Below are 15,613 nucleotides of genomic sequence, written 5' to 3' on the forward strand. Positions count from 1 at the left end.
TTTTATAGACTATTTGTAAATTCTCTTTTTAATCCGTTCAATTTGTTTGCTACGCTTGCATCATATTGCAAATCGCCAACGCGCAATACAAATCCACCAATGATGCTTTCGTCAATCTTATTTTCTATGGTGACCTTATTTCCGGTCATTTTGGTTACCTCTGCCAAAATTTTCTTTTCCAATTCTCCTGTAAGGGGAACTGCTGTAGTAACATAAGCTATATCTTCTCCTTTTAATTGTTCATGGAGAATGATATATTTTAAAGCAACTTCTTGCAACAATCCTATTCTTTTGTTGTCTGTTAAAGTGCTAATAAGGCCTTTTGTGATTTCTTGGGAACCCTTGAATAGTTCTTGCAAGGAATTCTTTTTAATCTCTCCTTTTACAACTGGGCTTTCCAAAAGGTTTTGAAGCTCTACATTTTCAGTAATTACAGCTGCTATTTCTCGCATATCCTTTTCCACAGCCTTAGCTGCTTTCTTTTCGATAGCGAAATCCAACGTTGCTTTTGCGTAGCGTATGGCTGCTCTACTCTCGTTCATCTTCTTCTAGTTCAATTTGATATCACCCAACATATCGTCAACCAATTTTAGTTGCTTCTTCTTATCGGATAATTCTTCTTTGATCACTTTTTCTGCAATATCCACTGAAAGGTTGGCCACTTGTGCTTTGATATCGGCAACGGCGGCTTTCTTTTCACTTTCAATAGTTGCTTGGGCTTGCTTCACCAATTTGTCTCCTTCTACCTGAGCCTGTTCTTTGGCATCAGCAACGATTTTATCTTTTATTTCACGAGCTTCTTTAAGCATGGCTTCTCTTTCTGCTCGTGCTTCTTTTAAAAGTTTCTCACTATCCGCAGTTACATTCTGCATTTCTTTTTTGGCATCTTCAGCTGCAGCCAAGGCATCCTTAATTCCATCTTCACGATCATTTACAGCTTTTAGGATAGGTTTCCATGCAAATTTCCACATGAGGAACAACAATAGTCCAAACAATAATGTCTGCCAGAAAAACAGTCCTAACGAAAACTCTTCTAATAACTTTGCCATAATTACTTTCTATTTATATACATTTTTAAACAAAAGCAAGGGCTGCAACCAACCGTTACAGCCATTTGCCTTAGATGTTTTGATTATACTGCAAATAATGCCGCGAAACCAATACCTTCAATCAACGCTGCTGCAATCAACATCGCTGTTTGGATTTTACCTGTAGCTTCAGGTTGACGAGCAATAGCCTCCATAGCAGAACCACCGATTCTACCAATACCAAGACCAACACCGATAACAACTAAACCTGCACCTACCATTACTGGAATTTCCATATCTATCTAGTTTAAAAATTAAATATTCAACTTTCAGCACTTCTCGACTACGCTCGAAGTGACAATTTTATTCATTTATTAATGGGCAACTTCTGCCTCATGTTCATGGTCGTGCTCATGTTCTTCGGAAGCAAATCCGAAATACAAAGCGCTCAACATGGTGAAAATATATGCTTGTAGCAATGCTACCAATACTTCAATCAATGAAATGGCAAAAGCAAGTCCGAATGATAACGGGCTACCCAACCAACTTTTAAAGATGAACATCAACCCAATCAAACTCATTAATACAATGTGACCTGCTTGCATGTTCGCATACAAACGAATCAATAATGAGAATGGCTTAATGAACAATCCTAAAATTTCAATAGGAATCAATATAATATATAATGGAATCTTAGCATACCAAGGCATGGTATCTCCCAAAGGATTAAACTGGTGCATCCAATAATCCTTGGTACCTGTAAAATTGGTTATCAAGAACGTCATAATTGCCAAAGAAACTGTTATAGCAATATTCCCTGTTACATTAATTCCTAGAGGTGTTAACCCAAACATGTTCAAGAACCATATAAAGAAGAATATGGTCAACAAAAATGACATATACTTTTTGTAACGCTTCTCCCCAATATTAGGTCTGGCAATATCATCTCTAACATAAAGTACTATGGGCTCAAAGAAACGACCTACGCCTGTAGGCACTCCATTGTTCTTTGCATAGGACCTTGCCAAACTGGTGAACAACCACAACATCAACAATCCCGTAACAATAATCATCACAACATTCTTGGTGATTGAAAAATCCAAAGGTTTTACATTGGTAGCATGATGCTCTTCATCATAATGAATTGTGCCTTCAGCATCTGTTTTATAAATCTTACTGTGGTAGAGTTTGTAATAATTTCCATCTACCTCAGCCAAGGTCTCTCCATGGTGGAATTTGGAAGATGAAAAAACCTTTAATCCATTATCCCATAAAATCACTGGCAATGGAAACCCAACATATTTATGCTCTCCATTTTCTTTAGTATATGAAAACAAAGAAAAATCATGTGCGTCTTGAAGGTGATGGGAGATATATTCCTTAATTTCTGTCTTAAGGTCCTTTCCGTGTTCCTCGGTCTCTTTTTCCGTATCACTTGCAAAAGTGAACTGACCTAAAAATAGTGCAACTACAAGAAGAAATCTAGTCAAAGTGTTTTTTTGCATTTCGCTCAAAATATCGGTCTCTCAAAATCGGTGCAAATGTAAGTCTTTCTTACAAAAAGAAAAAAGCTTTCAAACTTTTATTTTTGAGGATTTTGGACTGCTATTTATTTGGTGGATTCATCCAAATTCTTGAGCATTTTTGAAGTGAAAAAAGTCTCCAAAAAAAGACAAACCAAATACGGTACAAAAAAGGATGCAAATTCTAAACCGGACATTTCCCCATCACTTTTATATGTGGGATAAAACAAAAGGAAGAAAAAGATGAATTTTAGGAAACTCCCTCCCATAAACAAAAAACCCATTTGGCTTTTCAGTCTTTTCCTATATTGATATAACAAAAAGAATATCGTCGCTGCCAAAAGAGCGTTTACCAAATAAGAGCGAATAATTAGGTTGTCAAAAATGGGCAGGTCTTTATAGGAAAGAATCCATATGTGCAATCCAAAGGAAAATAGAAGCAAAAACGCTAGTAACAGATAAAATTGAGTTGGCAAGCTTCTTTTTAGCATCAATACTTAATACGTTTCAACTGTTGTAAAACTACCCAAATTGAAATTGCCACTCCTAATAAAGTGGCAATGACTGTGAAAATATTTTTCTCGTTTTGATAATGGACATCCAACCATTTTCCGCCTTTAACCGCTAAAAAAATGATTACTCCCATTTCAAACGCAATACCGGAAAGCATTGCGGCATTTCTAAAATTGTTTTTCTTTTTAGGAGACTTTTGCTGGCTCATTGGTCTTGGTGGGCTGTAATCTTTGGGTAGGTGCAGCTGATGTAGCGCCTCCTTTACCCATTGTACAGGCGGCATTAAACGTAGCTCCCGGTTCAACAGCTAATTTGGCAACACTTACTGTTCCTTCAATAACTGCCGATGCTTTCAAAGAAAGAAGGTCATTAACAAAAAGCTCACCATTGAACTTTCCTTCTATATCTGCATTTACACATTCTACTTTGCCTTTGATAAGGCCATCTTTCCCTATGACCACTTTTCCGGATGTCTTAACATTACCTTCCAGTTTGCCGTCAATTCTAAAATCGGCCTCTGAAGTAATATTTCCCTTTATTGTGGTGTTCTTTTCAATTCTGTTGGGTTGTCCTCCAAGCTCTGTCATGGGACGAGGTTTTTTGTTGTCTGAAAACATTATGTTCTAGGGTTTTGGGGTTGAAATCTGTTCTTTGTAGGATTCTAAATTTTTATGGACTTGTATTATTTTATAATTGTCTGATAAAACTACAAAATTCTCATCTTTGATTCTATAGTCCTTGTTCTTTTTTATAAGTTCTGCATAACCTAGTGCAAAATCCTTGGATTTAAAACCATGCACCACCACAAACTGATCTTCCAAATTGTAAATGTCCTTGGAAATAATATTCTTGTATTTTAAATCCGTAATGGATTCTTCCAATCTTTCTTTAAGCTTTAACGCTTTTTCATTGTCCTTTATTTTGAATGGAAAGACCACTTTCCAGTTCCCCGCTCCAGAAGAACCTGTTTCTGGTGAAAATTCTTTTTTAGCCAGTTTTGGCAGCTGCTCGGCAACCATTTGCTCCGCTTTTTTCCCTTCGGGATTATTGGGATAGGTGAGCGCCACGTAATTAAGTGCTTCCTTGAAAGGCTCAAACCCTTGAAGTCTGCCAATTGCATTTGCCTTCAACATTTCAAACTTTGGCACTATTGGATCCCCTGTAAACTTATTGATATAGTTTTGGGACATGGTGATGACCTGTAAAAATTCTTGTTGTTGGTACAATTTATACAATGATGCATAACGTGCATCCGGACTATCGGTATTTCCCTCCAAAACGGCCTGGGGGTTTAACAGGATTTCTGCATAGCGCGTATCCGGGTGATTGGAAATTATATTTTGTTTCATGTCCAAGGCCAATGGGCTTCCAGTTTCCTCATATATTTTATATAGATTGTATTTGGATGGCAAAATCAATCTTTCCTCTGGGTCAGCCTCCAAAACACGCTCCAGTTTTGAAGCTGCCAATAAATTTTCCTTGAACTTCTCTTTATAAATTAATCCTAACTGGTAATTGGCAAAATTACGCTCCGTTCTAAGGCTATCAATCAAGGTTATCTCTGTTGGGATTTGTTCCAGATAAAAATCCACGGAATATTTTTGTTCCTCCAATAATTCCTCTGGTGATTGTCCATTTGCCAGAACTTCTTCTGAGGTGGCCTCAGAAGGCAATGCCCTATTCTTATTGCTCCACCGCCAATCATCTTCCAAAACACGATCTCCCCAGCGGGTCTTAAAGTCGTTTTTACCATACCCAAGACTGGTAATATTATAAAAATAGAATTTCCCTTTATTTTCCTTTCCGCCCTTGCTTTCTGCAAAAGTGGCAAAGCCTGCATTGGAACGTTCCAATTTCTTTTTCGCTTCTTCTTCTTCTTTTCGTTTTATCTCGGCAATTACCTCTTCAAAATATGCTTTGCGTTCTTCCTCTGGCATTTCATAAAGTGTAATTACACTATCGGAGTACTGAACTATATCCTCATACTTAATAACATCTTCAAGGTTGTCCAACTTCTTTTTTATATTTCGGTACTTTCTTGTATTATCAGCCAAATTGGTCAACGTACTATCATAATAGGCTCCAGAAATTTTGTATTCGTTTCTATCAAAATTATAATCTGCCAAGCTTTGATAGTTTAGGGCGTTCAATTTGAGTTCCCCCTGGGTAGCCCTAAGTGATTTGTTGTAATATGTTATTGCCAGACTGTCAAATTGGTTCTCCAAATGAAAATCTGCAATTTCCCTGTAGATTTTATCCAAAAAAGGTCGGTTTTCCCGATTTTCCTCCAGGTCGGTCAAATATTCAAATAACTCTTCCCTATTAGAATCGGTGATTTCTATATTCTGGATTTTCTTTAGATGGGCGTTGATCATATAGACTCTTGGCGATTTTCTGTTCAACGCAATTACTTTATCAAAAGCGTAGTTGGCGCTATCCTTATGCCCCATTTGGTTGTACAATTGTCCTATTATGAACAAATACCTTCCTTTTTCCGAGTTCTTTTTGGTATAGCCCTGCGCTATTTTTAGCTTTTGAATGGCGGTGTCAGCTGCCTTTAGGTTAATGTAGCATTGCGCCAATACCGCATTCGCATCAGCATATTCCTGGTCTTTTAGGGTTTCAAACTTAAAAAGTCTTCTAAGGTTTTTAATGGCCAGCTCAGGATTGTCAAGGCGCATATTGGTTTTTTCACGCCAGATGGTTACCTCATTTAGCTTATCACTTTCTGTATATTTTCTAAGAACATAGTTGAACGATTCAAGAGCAGGAATATAGCGTTGGTCAAAATATCTTGCTTTGCCCAATAACAAAAAAGCTTCGTCTGTTTGAGGATTTCGTTCTTCATCCTCAATATCCATACTGTGCTTTTGGATAGCTTTAGTTGCTTTTTCCTCGGCAATTATAAAGTTGGGGTTGTTATCCTCAGAGTCTAATTTTATTTCTTCTGTAACTTCCAATCGTTCCACCGGAAGTATTTCCCAATAATCATCTCGGTAACTGGCATTCAATTCTTCACGGCCTTGTTCAAAAGCGATATTGCCATTGTACAGCGTATTGTACTTGGTGTTTAAGGCATGCCAATTGCGGTTAATAAACTTGTCTTTTTTGGTGGAACAAGAGTTAAAAACCAGTCCTCCTAAAATAGTCGCAATTAAAAGTGTTTGTTGAAGCTTCAAAATTATTGGTAATCGTGTCTAACTTTAACTGAAAAACAGCTAGATTATTATAAGGCTGATCGGTAAAATGCAATAATTTTTATCCGTATTGGAATCATTGACAAAAACTTGGGCCTACCAAGAAGTGGGCCTTTCAAAATTTACCCTGCTACGATTGTATTTTGTCTTGTACGCAACAGGTGATAATCCGGCGTATTTTTTAAATACTGTCCTAAACGCTTTTTGGTCTGCATATCCCACTTGGTACATAACCTCGTTCACATTCTTTTCTGTAGATTCCAGGCTCCGTTTTGCTGCTTCAATTTTTACGCGTTGAATATATTCCAAAGGAGTGTTTTGGGTAGCCTTTTTAAATCTACGGACAAAATTTCTGCTACTAATGGCATATTTCTTTGCCAATTGCTGTACCGATATTTTATCCATTACATTGCTCTCAATATATTTTTGCGCTTCTTGAATTGCCGCATCATCATGGTCTTTCTGACCCTGAAAAATTGCAAACTGATTCTGGTCTACGCGATCCATATCAATTTCAAAAAACTTTGAAATATAAATAGCTGTTCCACGGCCGCAATACTTCTCCACTAAATGTAACATCAGGTTTAAAAAAGAAAATGCCCCTCCACTGGAATAAATTCCATCTTCATCTGTCACAATTTTATTGGACACCAAATTTACTTGAGGAAACATGGTCTTGAACATTTCCATTGCCGCCCAATGGGTGGCACATTGCTTCCCATTCACCAATCCTGTTTGTGCCAAAACAAAAGCTCCCATGCACATACTGGCAACCTCAGCATTATGTTTGTTGCGTTGGTTCAAAATCCAGGGAACAAAATCCTTGTTATCAGCCAAATCTTCGGCCAATTTATCAGGTCTAAGCGCCGGAATTAAAATTAAATCCGTTTTCTCAATATCATCAATGGTCTTATCGCAGTGAATACTGAACATTCCATTATATAATGAATAATCATGTTCGAGCCCAACTAAATGTGTCTCAAAAAAATCGCCCTTTCTTGCACCAGTTTGTTTTAAAAACTGATTTGCCGCCATTAATACTTTAAATGGTCCAACAACATTGCTTAAAATGGCATTCCCTTTTGGCACCAAAATACTTACATGTATCATTATCAATACTTTTAATGTTATAAATGTACTGGTAATTGTTGGCGCAATCAACCCTTAAAAGTGTCTTATTTACCCTTTCTTTCGCCGTAATTCCTTTTGTAGCTTTGGATTTATGGAGTTTGAAAATTTCAAGGAAATCCGGGAGCAGTTTTGTTTGAAGCATCCCGAGGTTACTGAAGGTAAAATGATGAGTTCCCCCGCTATTCATTATAAAAACAAGGTTTTTGCCTTTTTTTCAAGACAAAATAAAATGGTGTTTAAATTAGGTAAGGACTTTCCCGTGGAAAAACACCATGCGCAATTGGTGGAGTTTAGTCCTTTTAAATCGAAAAAACCATTGACAGGCTGGTACGAATCTGATTTTGAAGGCTTTGAAATTTGGAACGAATTAACCCGTATTTCCTTAAGGAAAATCCAATCCAATTAAGTACAATGATTACAAAACCATACACATCCTTTTTTAAAGAGCTTTCCAAAAACAACAATAAAGAGTGGTTTCATGCTAACAAAAAACGCTATGAAAATGATGCGAAAGTACCATTCCTTTTACTCTTGGATGAGGTGTTGGAAGTCATTACGGAGTGGGACAATCGAATTCTCCCCGACCCTAAAAAAGCAATATTCAGAATCAATAGGGATGTGCGTTTTTCCAAAGACAAAACCCCATATCACAACATTTTAAAAGCTGGGTTTTCACCCAATGGGAAAAAATCCATTCTACCGGGTTACTATTTGGGAATAGATGCAACCAGCATCCATGTTGGTGGAGGGTTATTTATGCTCAGGCCGCCTGAACTCAAATTGGTCCGAGAGCTTATTGCAAAAGACCCTGATACTTTGGTAAAAATTATCGGAGCTTCCTCTTTTACCCAAAATTTTGGAAAACTTAGTGGGGAAAAGGCAAAACGACTGGATAAGAGCTTACTTCCGACAGCGGAAAAAACGGATTTAATCTACAACAAACAATTCTATGCCATGGCAGAATTTCCGTTGGAACCATTTTATGGTTCAGATAAATTGCTGACGGAAATTTTAAATCATTTTGAGGCCATTAAACCTCTGAATACCTATTTGGACCAAGCGTTCAATTAAAATCGAGTTTATTTATTAATCATAAAACAAGAACAAGAATGACAACACAAGAAGTAGCAGACAAACTAGTTAGCCTTTGCAGAGAAGGCAAATATCCTGAAGCCTACGGACTCTATGCCAATGATGCCGTCAGCATTGAAATGCCTGGAGTGCCCAATGAGGTTACCGAAGGTTTGGACAATATTTTAAAAGGTTTTGAGCAATGGGCAAGTATGATTGAAGAAAGTCACGGAGGAACAGTAGGCGATCCAGTTGTTGCCGGCAATCACTTTGTTGTTCCCATGACCAGCGATGTAACCTTTAAGGATGGTAGACGGGTAAACATGGAGGAACTTTCCATGTATCAAGTTGAAGGAGGAAAAATAAAAAAAGCCTCGTTTCATTACGATCCTACCACCATGTTCTAGAATCTTTTGTTTAAGAAATAAATCATAGGCGCTACCTTGGGTAGCGCTTTTTTTATCCTCCAAAGAAAGTTTCCAACTCCCTTAAGGTCTCTTTTGAAGTCTGAATATCTTTTACAATTTCGCCCTTATTAAGCACCACAATCCGTTCACAAACTTCTGTGACATGAATTAAGTCATGGCTGGAAACCAAAACCGTGACTTCATTTTTAGCTGCCAATTCCTTGATAATTTCCTTTAAGCGAATTTGTGTGGTTGGATCTAGATTGGCGAAAGGTTCATCTAATATTACTACTTCAGGGTTACCAATAAACGAAGCAACTATTCCAGCTTTTTTTTGGTTTCCTTTAGATAAATCTCGCAAATACTTTTTTTGACCCAAAATTTCGCCATGAAAAAAATCTTCAAATTGGGAAAGCAGTGCATCCACATCGGCTTTGTTTCTTCCGCGCAATTCTCCAATAAAATAGAAGTATTCTTCGGGTGTTAAGTATCCTATTAGAAAAGTCTCGTCAATAAATGCAGATGTAAAAGGTTTCCACGCCTCACTTTTATCTACCTGAACTTCATTATTGATGATATGGCCAGTGGTGGGTTGAATCAAATCCAACAAAAGGCTAAAAAAAGTAGTCTTGCCGGCACCATTATTTCCTACAAGTCCAAAGCTCTGGCCTTTGGGGATTTCCAAGGATTCAATATTTAAAACAGTTTGGGAACCGTAGGTTTTGGTAAGTGTCTCTGTGCTAATCATGGTTATTTTTGTTTGTACGCTAAAAGCGTTTTATACTTTTCTTTTTTATAGATATTTTCAATCATTTGAAAGGCCTTGTTTTTAAATACAAATCCAGCGGCACCAAACAAGGCCACAAAAGTGTAGCCTGCAGCGGCGTTAATCAAAAAGTGGCCGATAGCATAGATCACAACGGGCAATAGTAGCTTAGGAAGTGTCAATAAAAGTGTTTTTGCATTAAATGCCTGTTTGTCTCCAAACGCTTTTTTATTGGATGTTAAATCTATAGGGGTTTTTACGTAGGCCCCTCCCCAAAGTACCAGATAAGAATTCACACCTATATTATAAATGGCTCCAACCAGTATTGCGACATACGCTTCCCATCCAAAATAAATATAGAAGGTCGCTAAAAAGGTGGAAATAATTGTTGCAATAATTACCAAGTACCATTTTGAAGTTAGATATTCCCGATACTGGATGTTTTGGCTCATCATTAAAGGATAGTAGCTACTGTCCCAACTGGGAACATATTGTCCAAAACTGAACAAAAATCCTCCGGTAACAAATATGCCCGCAAAAATTTTCCAAAACGGACTGTCATATACTTCAATTGTTCCTGTAAAGAAAAGAAGCCCATAAAAAATAAAAAAGAAGCCCATGATCACAGCCGTTCGAGAGCGCTTATTTCTTTTTATGAGCTTAATATCATTCTTTAAGAAAGTTCCGAGGTTTCCAAATCGGTTGAGCCAGTCTAGATTCTCTGTTTTGGCCTCGGTTGTTTTGGTTGCAAGCCCACCATCTAAATACATGTTCTTTTTAAAGTAATTGAAAGAACCTCCAAAAAGTGCTAACAGAATGGCCCAAGGTATAATTGCTGTTATCGGAATATCGTATAACATATCAAATAAAGGACCAGTATAAGTCGTAATATCAAACCAATTATAGTATTGTGAAATCCCTAGCAAAATAAAAATACACGCAAAAATGTAAAAAGCGTTGTCTTTATTGTTAACCAGAACATTAATGAAATTGTTCGCATAAATTAAAGCCATTAATCCAAGATGCCAACCAATAACATTTAAAACCTCATAATCTTTTGTTAGTAAAATGATGCTAAAAGGAATAAAGAAAAAAGCATGGGTCCAATTAAAAAAAGAAACCATAGTTTTTCCTAACGAATAATAAACCACCTCACTTTTTTTAAACGGAAGATAAAGTAATGGTTTGATATTCGTAACTGGCATTTTTTGTAACATATACCTAAATACCATATCAAAAGCTAGATAGTAAATTGCAAACTGATTGACAACGCGAAGTGGATCTCCTAGCTCAAAACCTTTGATAATTTTATAGGCAAAAAAACCTAGCATTAACATATACGCTATGATAATAAAGGCAAAAAAACTCATTAAAATCTTAAACCATATCTCGGTTTTAAAGGAAGCTGCCCTAAAAAAGGATTTCCACTGTAGATTGATAAAGTATTTGAACATTGGTTGATAATTTCTAGAAGTTAGTGCCTAAAATACTTGATTTGTTACAAAACGAATGCTTTTTTCGAAATTCACTGTTCAAAATGGTGTTAATCCGTAATTTTGCAAAAAATTTGATATCCCATGAGTGACTTTCATGCGCTAAAAATCTCTGCGGTTGATGCACTGACCCCAAATTCAGTTGCCCTTACTTTTGATGTTCCCCAAGATTTAAAATCCTTTTTTGACTTTACTGCCGGTCAGTACATTACCATAAGGCATAAGGTTAACGGAGAAGAACTGCGTAGGGCTTATTCCATTTCGTCAGCTCCATCATCGGGTAAAGTTACTGTGGGTATTAAAAAAGTGCCGGGCGGTACCTTTTCTGTGTATGCCAACGAAAGTGTCAAGCCTGGAGATATTTTGGATGTTATGCCTCCGGACGGGCGATTTGTTTTTGAAAAGAATTCAGAACGGAAAAACGTAGCCGCTTTTGCTGCCGGAAGCGGAATAACCCCGATTATGAGCATTGCCCAAACTGTTTTGGAGAGTAACCCAGAAAGCACCTTTGTGTTGGTGTTTGGCAACCAAACTTCTTCTGAGGCCATGTATTTAAATGATCTTCAGGAATTAAGCGATAAATATACCGATAGGTTTTTCATTCAGCATTTATATAGTCGTTCCCGGGAAGAAAATGCACTTTTTGGAAGAATTGAAACCTCAACCGTAAACTTTATCGTAAAAAATAAATTTAAAACTACCGTTTTTGATGCCTTTTATTTGTGCGGGCCTGAGGAAATGATTTACGCAGTCTCAGATACCTTAAAAAATAATGGCGTTCCAGAGAATGCCATTTTATTTGAACTATTCACAAGCTCTGACACAGAGGATACATTAGCCGAAGATCTGGACGGTAAAACCCAAGTGGAAGTTCTTGTGGATGATGAAACTTTTTCCTTGACCATGGATAAAAAAGAATTGGTTCTTGATGCTATCCTAAAAGAAAATATAGATGCTCCGTACTCCTGTCAAGGCGGAGTGTGCAGTAGTTGTATTGCCCGAATTACTGAGGGTAAAGCGGAAATGGTCAAAAATCAAATATTAACTGATGGCGAAGTAACCGAAGGGCTTATTTTAACTTGCCAAGCTCATCCATTGACACCAACACTCAAAGTGGATTACGATGATGTGTAGGTATTTATTGCGCACTGTTCGCTAAGGCTCTATCTATCGCTTTACTGGCATGGTCATACCCAATAGTAAACGCCTTTTGAATTCCTTTTTTGTCCAATACCCCTATTTTCTCCAATTCCCTGGGTTCAATACTTAAATCGCATTCCTTAAGTTTTCTATGACTGGCGGCATAAATCATTAATCCAGTAACCCGTCCTGCCAATTGAAGCGAGTTTCTAAGATCTTTTTTTCTAACCTCCCCAGCTATGGAAACATTGCTTCCGATTACAAAATCGGATTTTTCCTCCACATATTCCTTTGGGAAATTATTCATCACACCCCCATCAGCATAAAGTATTTCATTAATCTTCACTGGACTAAAAACTGGAGGCAATGCCGCTGACGCCAAAAGCGGTTTTATCAATTCCCCTTTAGAAAACATCTTTTCCTCTCCTTTTAACAGATTGGTTGCAGCTACATACAACTGTTTTTCAAGACTTTCGAAGCTATTTTGTGGAAAATACCCTTTAAAAATATTGAAATATCGCTCCGTGTCTATAAATCCCGGTTTGTTAATGGCAAAGAAATTATACTGGAACAAAGGAGTGTCCCCAAAGAACTGGAGCATGTCTTCAATTGAATTTCCATTGGCATACAACGCGCCCACCAAAGCACCTACACTAGATCCGGCCACAAAATTTGCTTCCAATCCATTTTCCTGCATCGCCTTGATTAATCCAATGTGTGCCATCCCACGAATTCCTCCTCCTGAAAGAACCAATCCAATAGATTTTGCATGGGTAATATTCGTATTCATCAAATAAGTAGATTAAAAGCAATACAAAATTAGCCTCTAAACATCATAACTCAGGATTTTAAGCCATTTTTTATGAGAATATTACCGACTCAGTAGTCTGTCAAAACCAAATTTGCGAGTGTTTTATGCATTTCATCGAGAAGTCTTCGGCAATAATCCTTTCTTTTTTAACTGATTCATTTTCAGAACCGACCGGCGGGTCGGTATGTTAAAATTGAGGTTTTCTGAAGAAAATTGTAATCCCCAAAACCTTTTTCCGACCTAATTCAGTATCGATATTTATCGTAAGTTTATAGGGTAAGCATCTGTGCCAGTGCAACAAAAACTAACTCAAAATACCGCTGTTCTCCTTTTTGCAAATTCTGCTGAAGAGGATTGCTATATAAAAAAAATAGCAGACAGTAAACCTTTATTTGATGCACTTACTGAACGTACTTTGCGTACAGTTAAGGCTACAGGGCTTCCCTTTTTTCATTTGACCGAAAAAAACCAACTGGGCAATACTTTTGGCGAACGTTTTTCCAATGCTATCCAGCAAATTTTTGATTTTGGATACTCCCAAATAATTACGGTAGGTAATGATAGCCCTCAGCTTATTGCACAACATATTATAGAAGCTAAAAATCAGCTTTCTGACCAAAATACAGTTCTGGGTCCTTCTTTGGACGGTGGGTTTTATTTGCTTGGCATTCATCGCTCCAACTTCAATAAAGAAACTTTTGAATCCCTTCCTTGGCAAACTGCCAGACTTTACGGAGAAACAAAAGAATATTTTAATTCATACGGATGTGAAGTCCGAACTTTGGAAAGATTGATTGATGTCGATTCTATTTCAGACATTAAACAGCTATCCAATTATATCAAAAGCTTAACAAAATATTGGATTGGTCTATTTTCAGGAGTTTTACGGTCCAAAAACAGCTTCAGCAAGACAGCATCGCTTTATTTTCAATCTTCATACCGTTCAGTTTATTTCAACAAGGGGTCTCCTCTCCGTTTTGCATAATATCATTTTCTTTTCGTCTCTAAAAAAGACCTAATCTATTCTTTAATCTAAGGCATCTTCTTTATGAATGTGCCCTATAATTACCCAAAAAGTAAAACACATGGCAAATTCTTATTATGACCCTGCAGATTTACGGAAATTCGGAAAAATAACAGAATGGAGCGAAGAGCTCGGCAACAAATTCTTTGACTACTACGGCAAAGTATTTGAAGAAGGTGCGCTGAGTGCGCGCGAAAAATCCTTGATTGCACTGGCCGTGGCCCATGTGGTCAAATGCCCGTATTGCATTGATGCCTATACCAAAGATGGCCTTCAACGGGGAATCACCAAAGAAGAAATGATGGAAGCCGTTCATGCAGGCGCGGCAATAGAAAGTGGAGCAACTTTAGTACACGGAGTACAAATGATGAACAAGTACAACAAACTATCAATGTAGAATGGAACAAAGTATACTTCCCAAAACTAAAAAAAGCCCTAAAAAATCACTGAAAGCCCAAGAAAATGAGCTTGCGAAAACCAATCGTCAATTAGAGATATTGAATGGGGGCATATTTGCTGATGGTGAACTTCCATATTTTAAGGATAAGATTGCCGAAATAGGACATTTTCCGTTACGTCCGAATAAATTGGAAATCCTTCAGATCAATGTGGGCTATATGTGCAACCAAGTGTGTGAGCATTGTCACGTGGATGCTGGTCCGGACCGAAAGGAAATCATGACACGGGAAACCATGCAACAATGTTTGGAAGTCATTAAAAATACTGGCGCGCATACATTAGATCTTACGGGAGGGGCTCCGGAAATGAACCCTGATTTTCGTTGGTTTGTGGAAGAAGCAGCCAAAGCGGGAATCAAGGATTTTATTGTCCGTTCCAATTTGACCATAATTCGTGCCAACAAAAAATATTACGACTTGCCGGATTTCTTTAAAAAGCATAATGTGCATGTGGTTTCATCGATGCCACATTACACCCGAGGGAAAACAGACAAACAAAGGGGCGATGGTGTTTTTGACAAATCCATAAAGGCTTTGCAGGAACTTAATGCCCGGGGATATGGAATGCCTGGAAGCGACTTGCGTTTGGATTTGGTATACAATCCATCAGGAGCATTTTTACCAGGAGACCAAGCTGCAATGGAACGCGATTTTAAAAAAGCGCTGAAGGAAGATTTTGATATTGATTTTCACAATTTGTTTGCCATTACCAATCTGCCCATTTCCCGCTTTTTGGATTATTTGATCGCTTCCGACAACTATGAGGATTATATGTATGCCTTGGTGGAAGCCTATAACCCTTCCGCTGTGGCCAATGTAATGTGTACTAATACCATTTCGATCAGTTGGGATGGGTGGTTATATGATTGTGACTTTAATCAGATGTTGGATCTTAAAGTGGCCAGCAAAGTCAAACATATTAAGGATTACAACGAAGATATTTTAAACGACAGAAATATAATCATCTCGCAACACTGCTATGGTTGCACCGCTGGTGCCGGAAGTAGTTGTCAAGGAACTGTCGCTTGACCCAAATCCAATGAAAAAGTCT

Annotated in this window: 19 protein-coding genes; 7 read left to right on the plus strand and 12 right to left on the minus strand. The window is 37.6% G+C overall.

Going from position 1 to position 15,613, the window contains the following annotated elements; translation table 11 throughout:
- Positions 1-2: 2 nt before the first annotated feature.
- The 9 genes from atpH to AAY42_RS12350 form a co-directional block, all read right to left on the minus strand.
- Positions 3-542 (minus strand): ATP synthase F1 subunit delta, encoded by a 540-nt coding sequence (gene atpH / locus AAY42_RS12310; protein WP_055395636.1) that lies wholly within the window; start codon positions 540-542, stop codon positions 3-5.
- A 6-nt stretch (positions 543-548) separates the two neighbouring features.
- Positions 549-1,049, minus strand: a complete 501-nt coding sequence (locus AAY42_RS12315; protein WP_055395638.1) for a F0F1 ATP synthase subunit B — start codon at positions 1,047-1,049, stop codon at positions 549-551.
- A gap of 83 nt (positions 1,050-1,132) precedes the next feature.
- On the minus strand, positions 1,133-1,324 hold the full coding sequence (gene atpE, locus AAY42_RS12320) for an ATP synthase F0 subunit C (protein ID WP_055395639.1): 192 nt from the start codon (positions 1,322-1,324) through the stop codon (positions 1,133-1,135).
- Between the two features lie 78 nt (positions 1,325-1,402).
- Positions 1,403-2,533 carry a F0F1 ATP synthase subunit A gene (gene atpB, locus AAY42_RS12325; RefSeq protein ID WP_055395641.1) on the minus strand — a complete coding sequence of 377 codons (1,131 nt, stop codon included), beginning with the start codon at positions 2,531-2,533 and terminating at the stop codon, positions 1,403-1,405.
- Positions 2,534-2,637: 104 nt separating this feature from the next.
- Positions 2,638-3,042 carry a DUF6168 family protein gene (locus tag AAY42_RS18425; RefSeq protein ID WP_055395644.1) on the minus strand — a complete coding sequence of 135 codons (405 nt, stop codon included), beginning with the start codon at positions 3,040-3,042 and terminating at the stop codon, positions 2,638-2,640.
- Positions 3,042-3,272 carry an AtpZ/AtpI family protein gene (locus tag AAY42_RS12335; RefSeq protein WP_082433428.1) on the minus strand — a complete coding sequence of 77 codons (231 nt, stop codon included), beginning with the start codon at positions 3,270-3,272 and terminating at the stop codon, positions 3,042-3,044. The genes AAY42_RS18425 and AAY42_RS12335 overlap by 1 nt, the downstream gene beginning before the upstream one ends.
- Positions 3,250-3,681: a bactofilin family protein gene (locus tag AAY42_RS12340; RefSeq protein ID WP_055395648.1), complete on the minus strand. Its 432-nt coding sequence runs from the start codon at positions 3,679-3,681 to the stop codon at positions 3,250-3,252. The genes AAY42_RS12335 and AAY42_RS12340 overlap by 23 nt, the downstream gene beginning before the upstream one ends.
- 6 nt (positions 3,682-3,687) lie before the next feature.
- The gene (porW, locus tag AAY42_RS12345) at positions 3,688-6,243 is read right to left on the minus strand and encodes a type IX secretion system periplasmic lipoprotein PorW/SprE (RefSeq protein WP_055395650.1); all 2,556 of its coding nucleotides are present in this window, start codon (positions 6,241-6,243) and stop codon (positions 3,688-3,690) included.
- A gap of 114 nt (positions 6,244-6,357) precedes the next feature.
- Positions 6,358-7,371 (minus strand): GlxA family transcriptional regulator, encoded by a 1,014-nt coding sequence (locus AAY42_RS12350; RefSeq protein ID WP_055395652.1) that lies wholly within the window; start codon positions 7,369-7,371, stop codon positions 6,358-6,360.
- Between the two features lie 112 nt (positions 7,372-7,483).
- Between AAY42_RS12350 and AAY42_RS12355 the strand changes: the two genes are divergently transcribed.
- Genes AAY42_RS12355 through AAY42_RS12365 form a run of 3 tightly spaced genes read left to right on the plus strand, consistent with a single transcriptional unit; the run spans position 7,484 to position 8,870 of the window.
- Positions 7,484-7,798 carry a hypothetical protein gene (locus AAY42_RS12355; protein ID WP_055395654.1) on the plus strand — a complete coding sequence of 105 codons (315 nt, stop codon included), beginning with the start codon at positions 7,484-7,486 and terminating at the stop codon, positions 7,796-7,798.
- A gap of 5 nt (positions 7,799-7,803) precedes the next feature.
- A complete protein-coding gene (locus AAY42_RS12360; RefSeq protein WP_055395657.1) occupies positions 7,804-8,463 on the plus strand; it encodes a DUF2461 domain-containing protein in 660 nt (219 codons plus the stop codon).
- Positions 8,464-8,501: 38 nt separating this feature from the next.
- Positions 8,502-8,870 carry a nuclear transport factor 2 family protein gene (locus AAY42_RS12365; protein ID WP_055395659.1) on the plus strand — a complete coding sequence of 123 codons (369 nt, stop codon included), beginning with the start codon at positions 8,502-8,504 and terminating at the stop codon, positions 8,868-8,870.
- Between the two features lie 52 nt (positions 8,871-8,922).
- Here the strand turns inward: AAY42_RS12365 and AAY42_RS12370 are convergent, their stop codons facing one another.
- Positions 8,923-9,618, minus strand: a complete 696-nt coding sequence (locus AAY42_RS12370) for an ABC transporter ATP-binding protein (protein WP_055395661.1) — start codon at positions 9,616-9,618, stop codon at positions 8,923-8,925.
- A 2-nt stretch (positions 9,619-9,620) separates the two neighbouring features.
- Positions 9,621-11,090: a DUF5687 family protein gene (locus tag AAY42_RS12375; RefSeq protein ID WP_055395663.1), complete on the minus strand. Its 1,470-nt coding sequence runs from the start codon at positions 11,088-11,090 to the stop codon at positions 9,621-9,623.
- 123 nt (positions 11,091-11,213) lie between these two features.
- Here AAY42_RS12375 and AAY42_RS12380 point away from each other — a divergent pair, with 123 nt between their 5' ends.
- Positions 11,214-12,263 carry a ferredoxin--NADP reductase gene (locus AAY42_RS12380; protein WP_055395665.1) on the plus strand — a complete coding sequence of 350 codons (1,050 nt, stop codon included), beginning with the start codon at positions 11,214-11,216 and terminating at the stop codon, positions 12,261-12,263.
- 4 nt (positions 12,264-12,267) lie between these two features.
- On the opposite strand, the gene AAY42_RS12385 is transcribed toward AAY42_RS12380, so the two are convergent.
- Positions 12,268-13,059, minus strand: a complete 792-nt coding sequence (locus AAY42_RS12385) for a patatin-like phospholipase family protein (RefSeq protein WP_055395666.1) — start codon at positions 13,057-13,059, stop codon at positions 12,268-12,270.
- A gap of 313 nt (positions 13,060-13,372) precedes the next feature.
- On the opposite strand from AAY42_RS12385, the gene AAY42_RS12390 reads away from it, so the two are divergent.
- The 3 genes from AAY42_RS12390 to arsS all read left to right on the plus strand — a co-directional run bounded on the left by AAY42_RS12390 (position 13,373) and on the right by arsS (position 15,591).
- Entirely contained in the window at positions 13,373-14,065 is a 693-nt protein-coding gene (locus AAY42_RS12390; protein WP_175288766.1) for a TIGR04282 family arsenosugar biosynthesis glycosyltransferase, read from the plus strand.
- 100 nt (positions 14,066-14,165) lie between these two features.
- Positions 14,166-14,501 (plus strand): arsenosugar biosynthesis-associated peroxidase-like protein, encoded by a 336-nt coding sequence (locus AAY42_RS12395; protein ID WP_055397919.1) that lies wholly within the window; start codon positions 14,166-14,168, stop codon positions 14,499-14,501.
- A 1-nt stretch (position 14,502) separates the two neighbouring features.
- The gene (arsS, locus tag AAY42_RS12400; protein ID WP_055395670.1) at positions 14,503-15,591 is read left to right on the plus strand and encodes an arsenosugar biosynthesis radical SAM (seleno)protein ArsS; all 1,089 of its coding nucleotides are present in this window, start codon (positions 14,503-14,505) and stop codon (positions 15,589-15,591) included.
- Positions 15,592-15,613: the final 22 nt, after the last annotated feature.

This window comes from Flagellimonas eckloniae (assembly GCF_001413955.1).
GTDB lineage: Bacteria > Bacteroidota > Bacteroidia > Flavobacteriales > Flavobacteriaceae > Flagellimonas > Flagellimonas eckloniae.

What these genes read in the sequence shown, in the direction of transcription:
- atpH (WP_055395636.1), bottom strand. Translation starts at nt 542, where the DNA reads ATGAACGAGAGTAGAGCAGCCATACGCTACGCAAAAGCAACGTTGGAT.
- AAY42_RS12315 (WP_055395638.1), bottom strand. Translation starts at nt 1,049, where the DNA reads ATGGCAAAGTTATTAGAAGAGTTTTCGTTAGGACTGTTTTTCTGGCAG.
- atpE (WP_055395639.1), bottom strand. Translation starts at nt 1,324, where the DNA reads ATGGAAATTCCAGTAATGGTAGGTGCAGGTTTAGTTGTTATCGGTGTT.
- atpB (WP_055395641.1), bottom strand. Translation starts at nt 2,533, where the DNA reads ATGCAAAAAAACACTTTGACTAGATTTCTTCTTGTAGTTGCACTATTT.
- AAY42_RS18425 (WP_055395644.1), bottom strand. Translation starts at nt 3,042, where the DNA reads ATGCTAAAAAGAAGCTTGCCAACTCAATTTTATCTGTTACTAGCGTTT.
- AAY42_RS12335 (WP_082433428.1), bottom strand. Translation starts at nt 3,272, where the DNA reads ATGAGCCAGCAAAAGTCTCCTAAAAAGAAAAACAATTTTAGAAATGCC.
- AAY42_RS12340 (WP_055395648.1), bottom strand. Translation starts at nt 3,681, where the DNA reads ATGTTTTCAGACAACAAAAAACCTCGTCCCATGACAGAGCTTGGAGGA.
- AAY42_RS12350 (WP_055395652.1), bottom strand. Translation starts at nt 7,371, where the DNA reads ATGATACATGTAAGTATTTTGGTGCCAAAAGGGAATGCCATTTTAAGC.
- AAY42_RS12355 (WP_055395654.1), top strand. Translation starts at nt 7,484, where the DNA reads ATGGAGTTTGAAAATTTCAAGGAAATCCGGGAGCAGTTTTGTTTGAAG.
- AAY42_RS12360 (WP_055395657.1), top strand. Translation starts at nt 7,804, where the DNA reads ATGATTACAAAACCATACACATCCTTTTTTAAAGAGCTTTCCAAAAAC.
- AAY42_RS12365 (WP_055395659.1), top strand. Translation starts at nt 8,502, where the DNA reads ATGACAACACAAGAAGTAGCAGACAAACTAGTTAGCCTTTGCAGAGAA.
- AAY42_RS12370 (WP_055395661.1), bottom strand. Translation starts at nt 9,618, where the DNA reads ATGATTAGCACAGAGACACTTACCAAAACCTACGGTTCCCAAACTGTT.
- AAY42_RS12375 (WP_055395663.1), bottom strand. Translation starts at nt 11,090, where the DNA reads ATGTTCAAATACTTTATCAATCTACAGTGGAAATCCTTTTTTAGGGCA.
- AAY42_RS12380 (WP_055395665.1), top strand. Translation starts at nt 11,214, where the DNA reads ATGAGTGACTTTCATGCGCTAAAAATCTCTGCGGTTGATGCACTGACC.
- AAY42_RS12385 (WP_055395666.1), bottom strand. Translation starts at nt 13,059, where the DNA reads ATGAATACGAATATTACCCATGCAAAATCTATTGGATTGGTTCTTTCA.
- AAY42_RS12395 (WP_055397919.1), top strand. Translation starts at nt 14,166, where the DNA reads ATGGCAAATTCTTATTATGACCCTGCAGATTTACGGAAATTCGGAAAA.
- arsS (WP_055395670.1), top strand. Translation starts at nt 14,503, where the DNA reads ATGGAACAAAGTATACTTCCCAAAACTAAAAAAAGCCCTAAAAAATCA.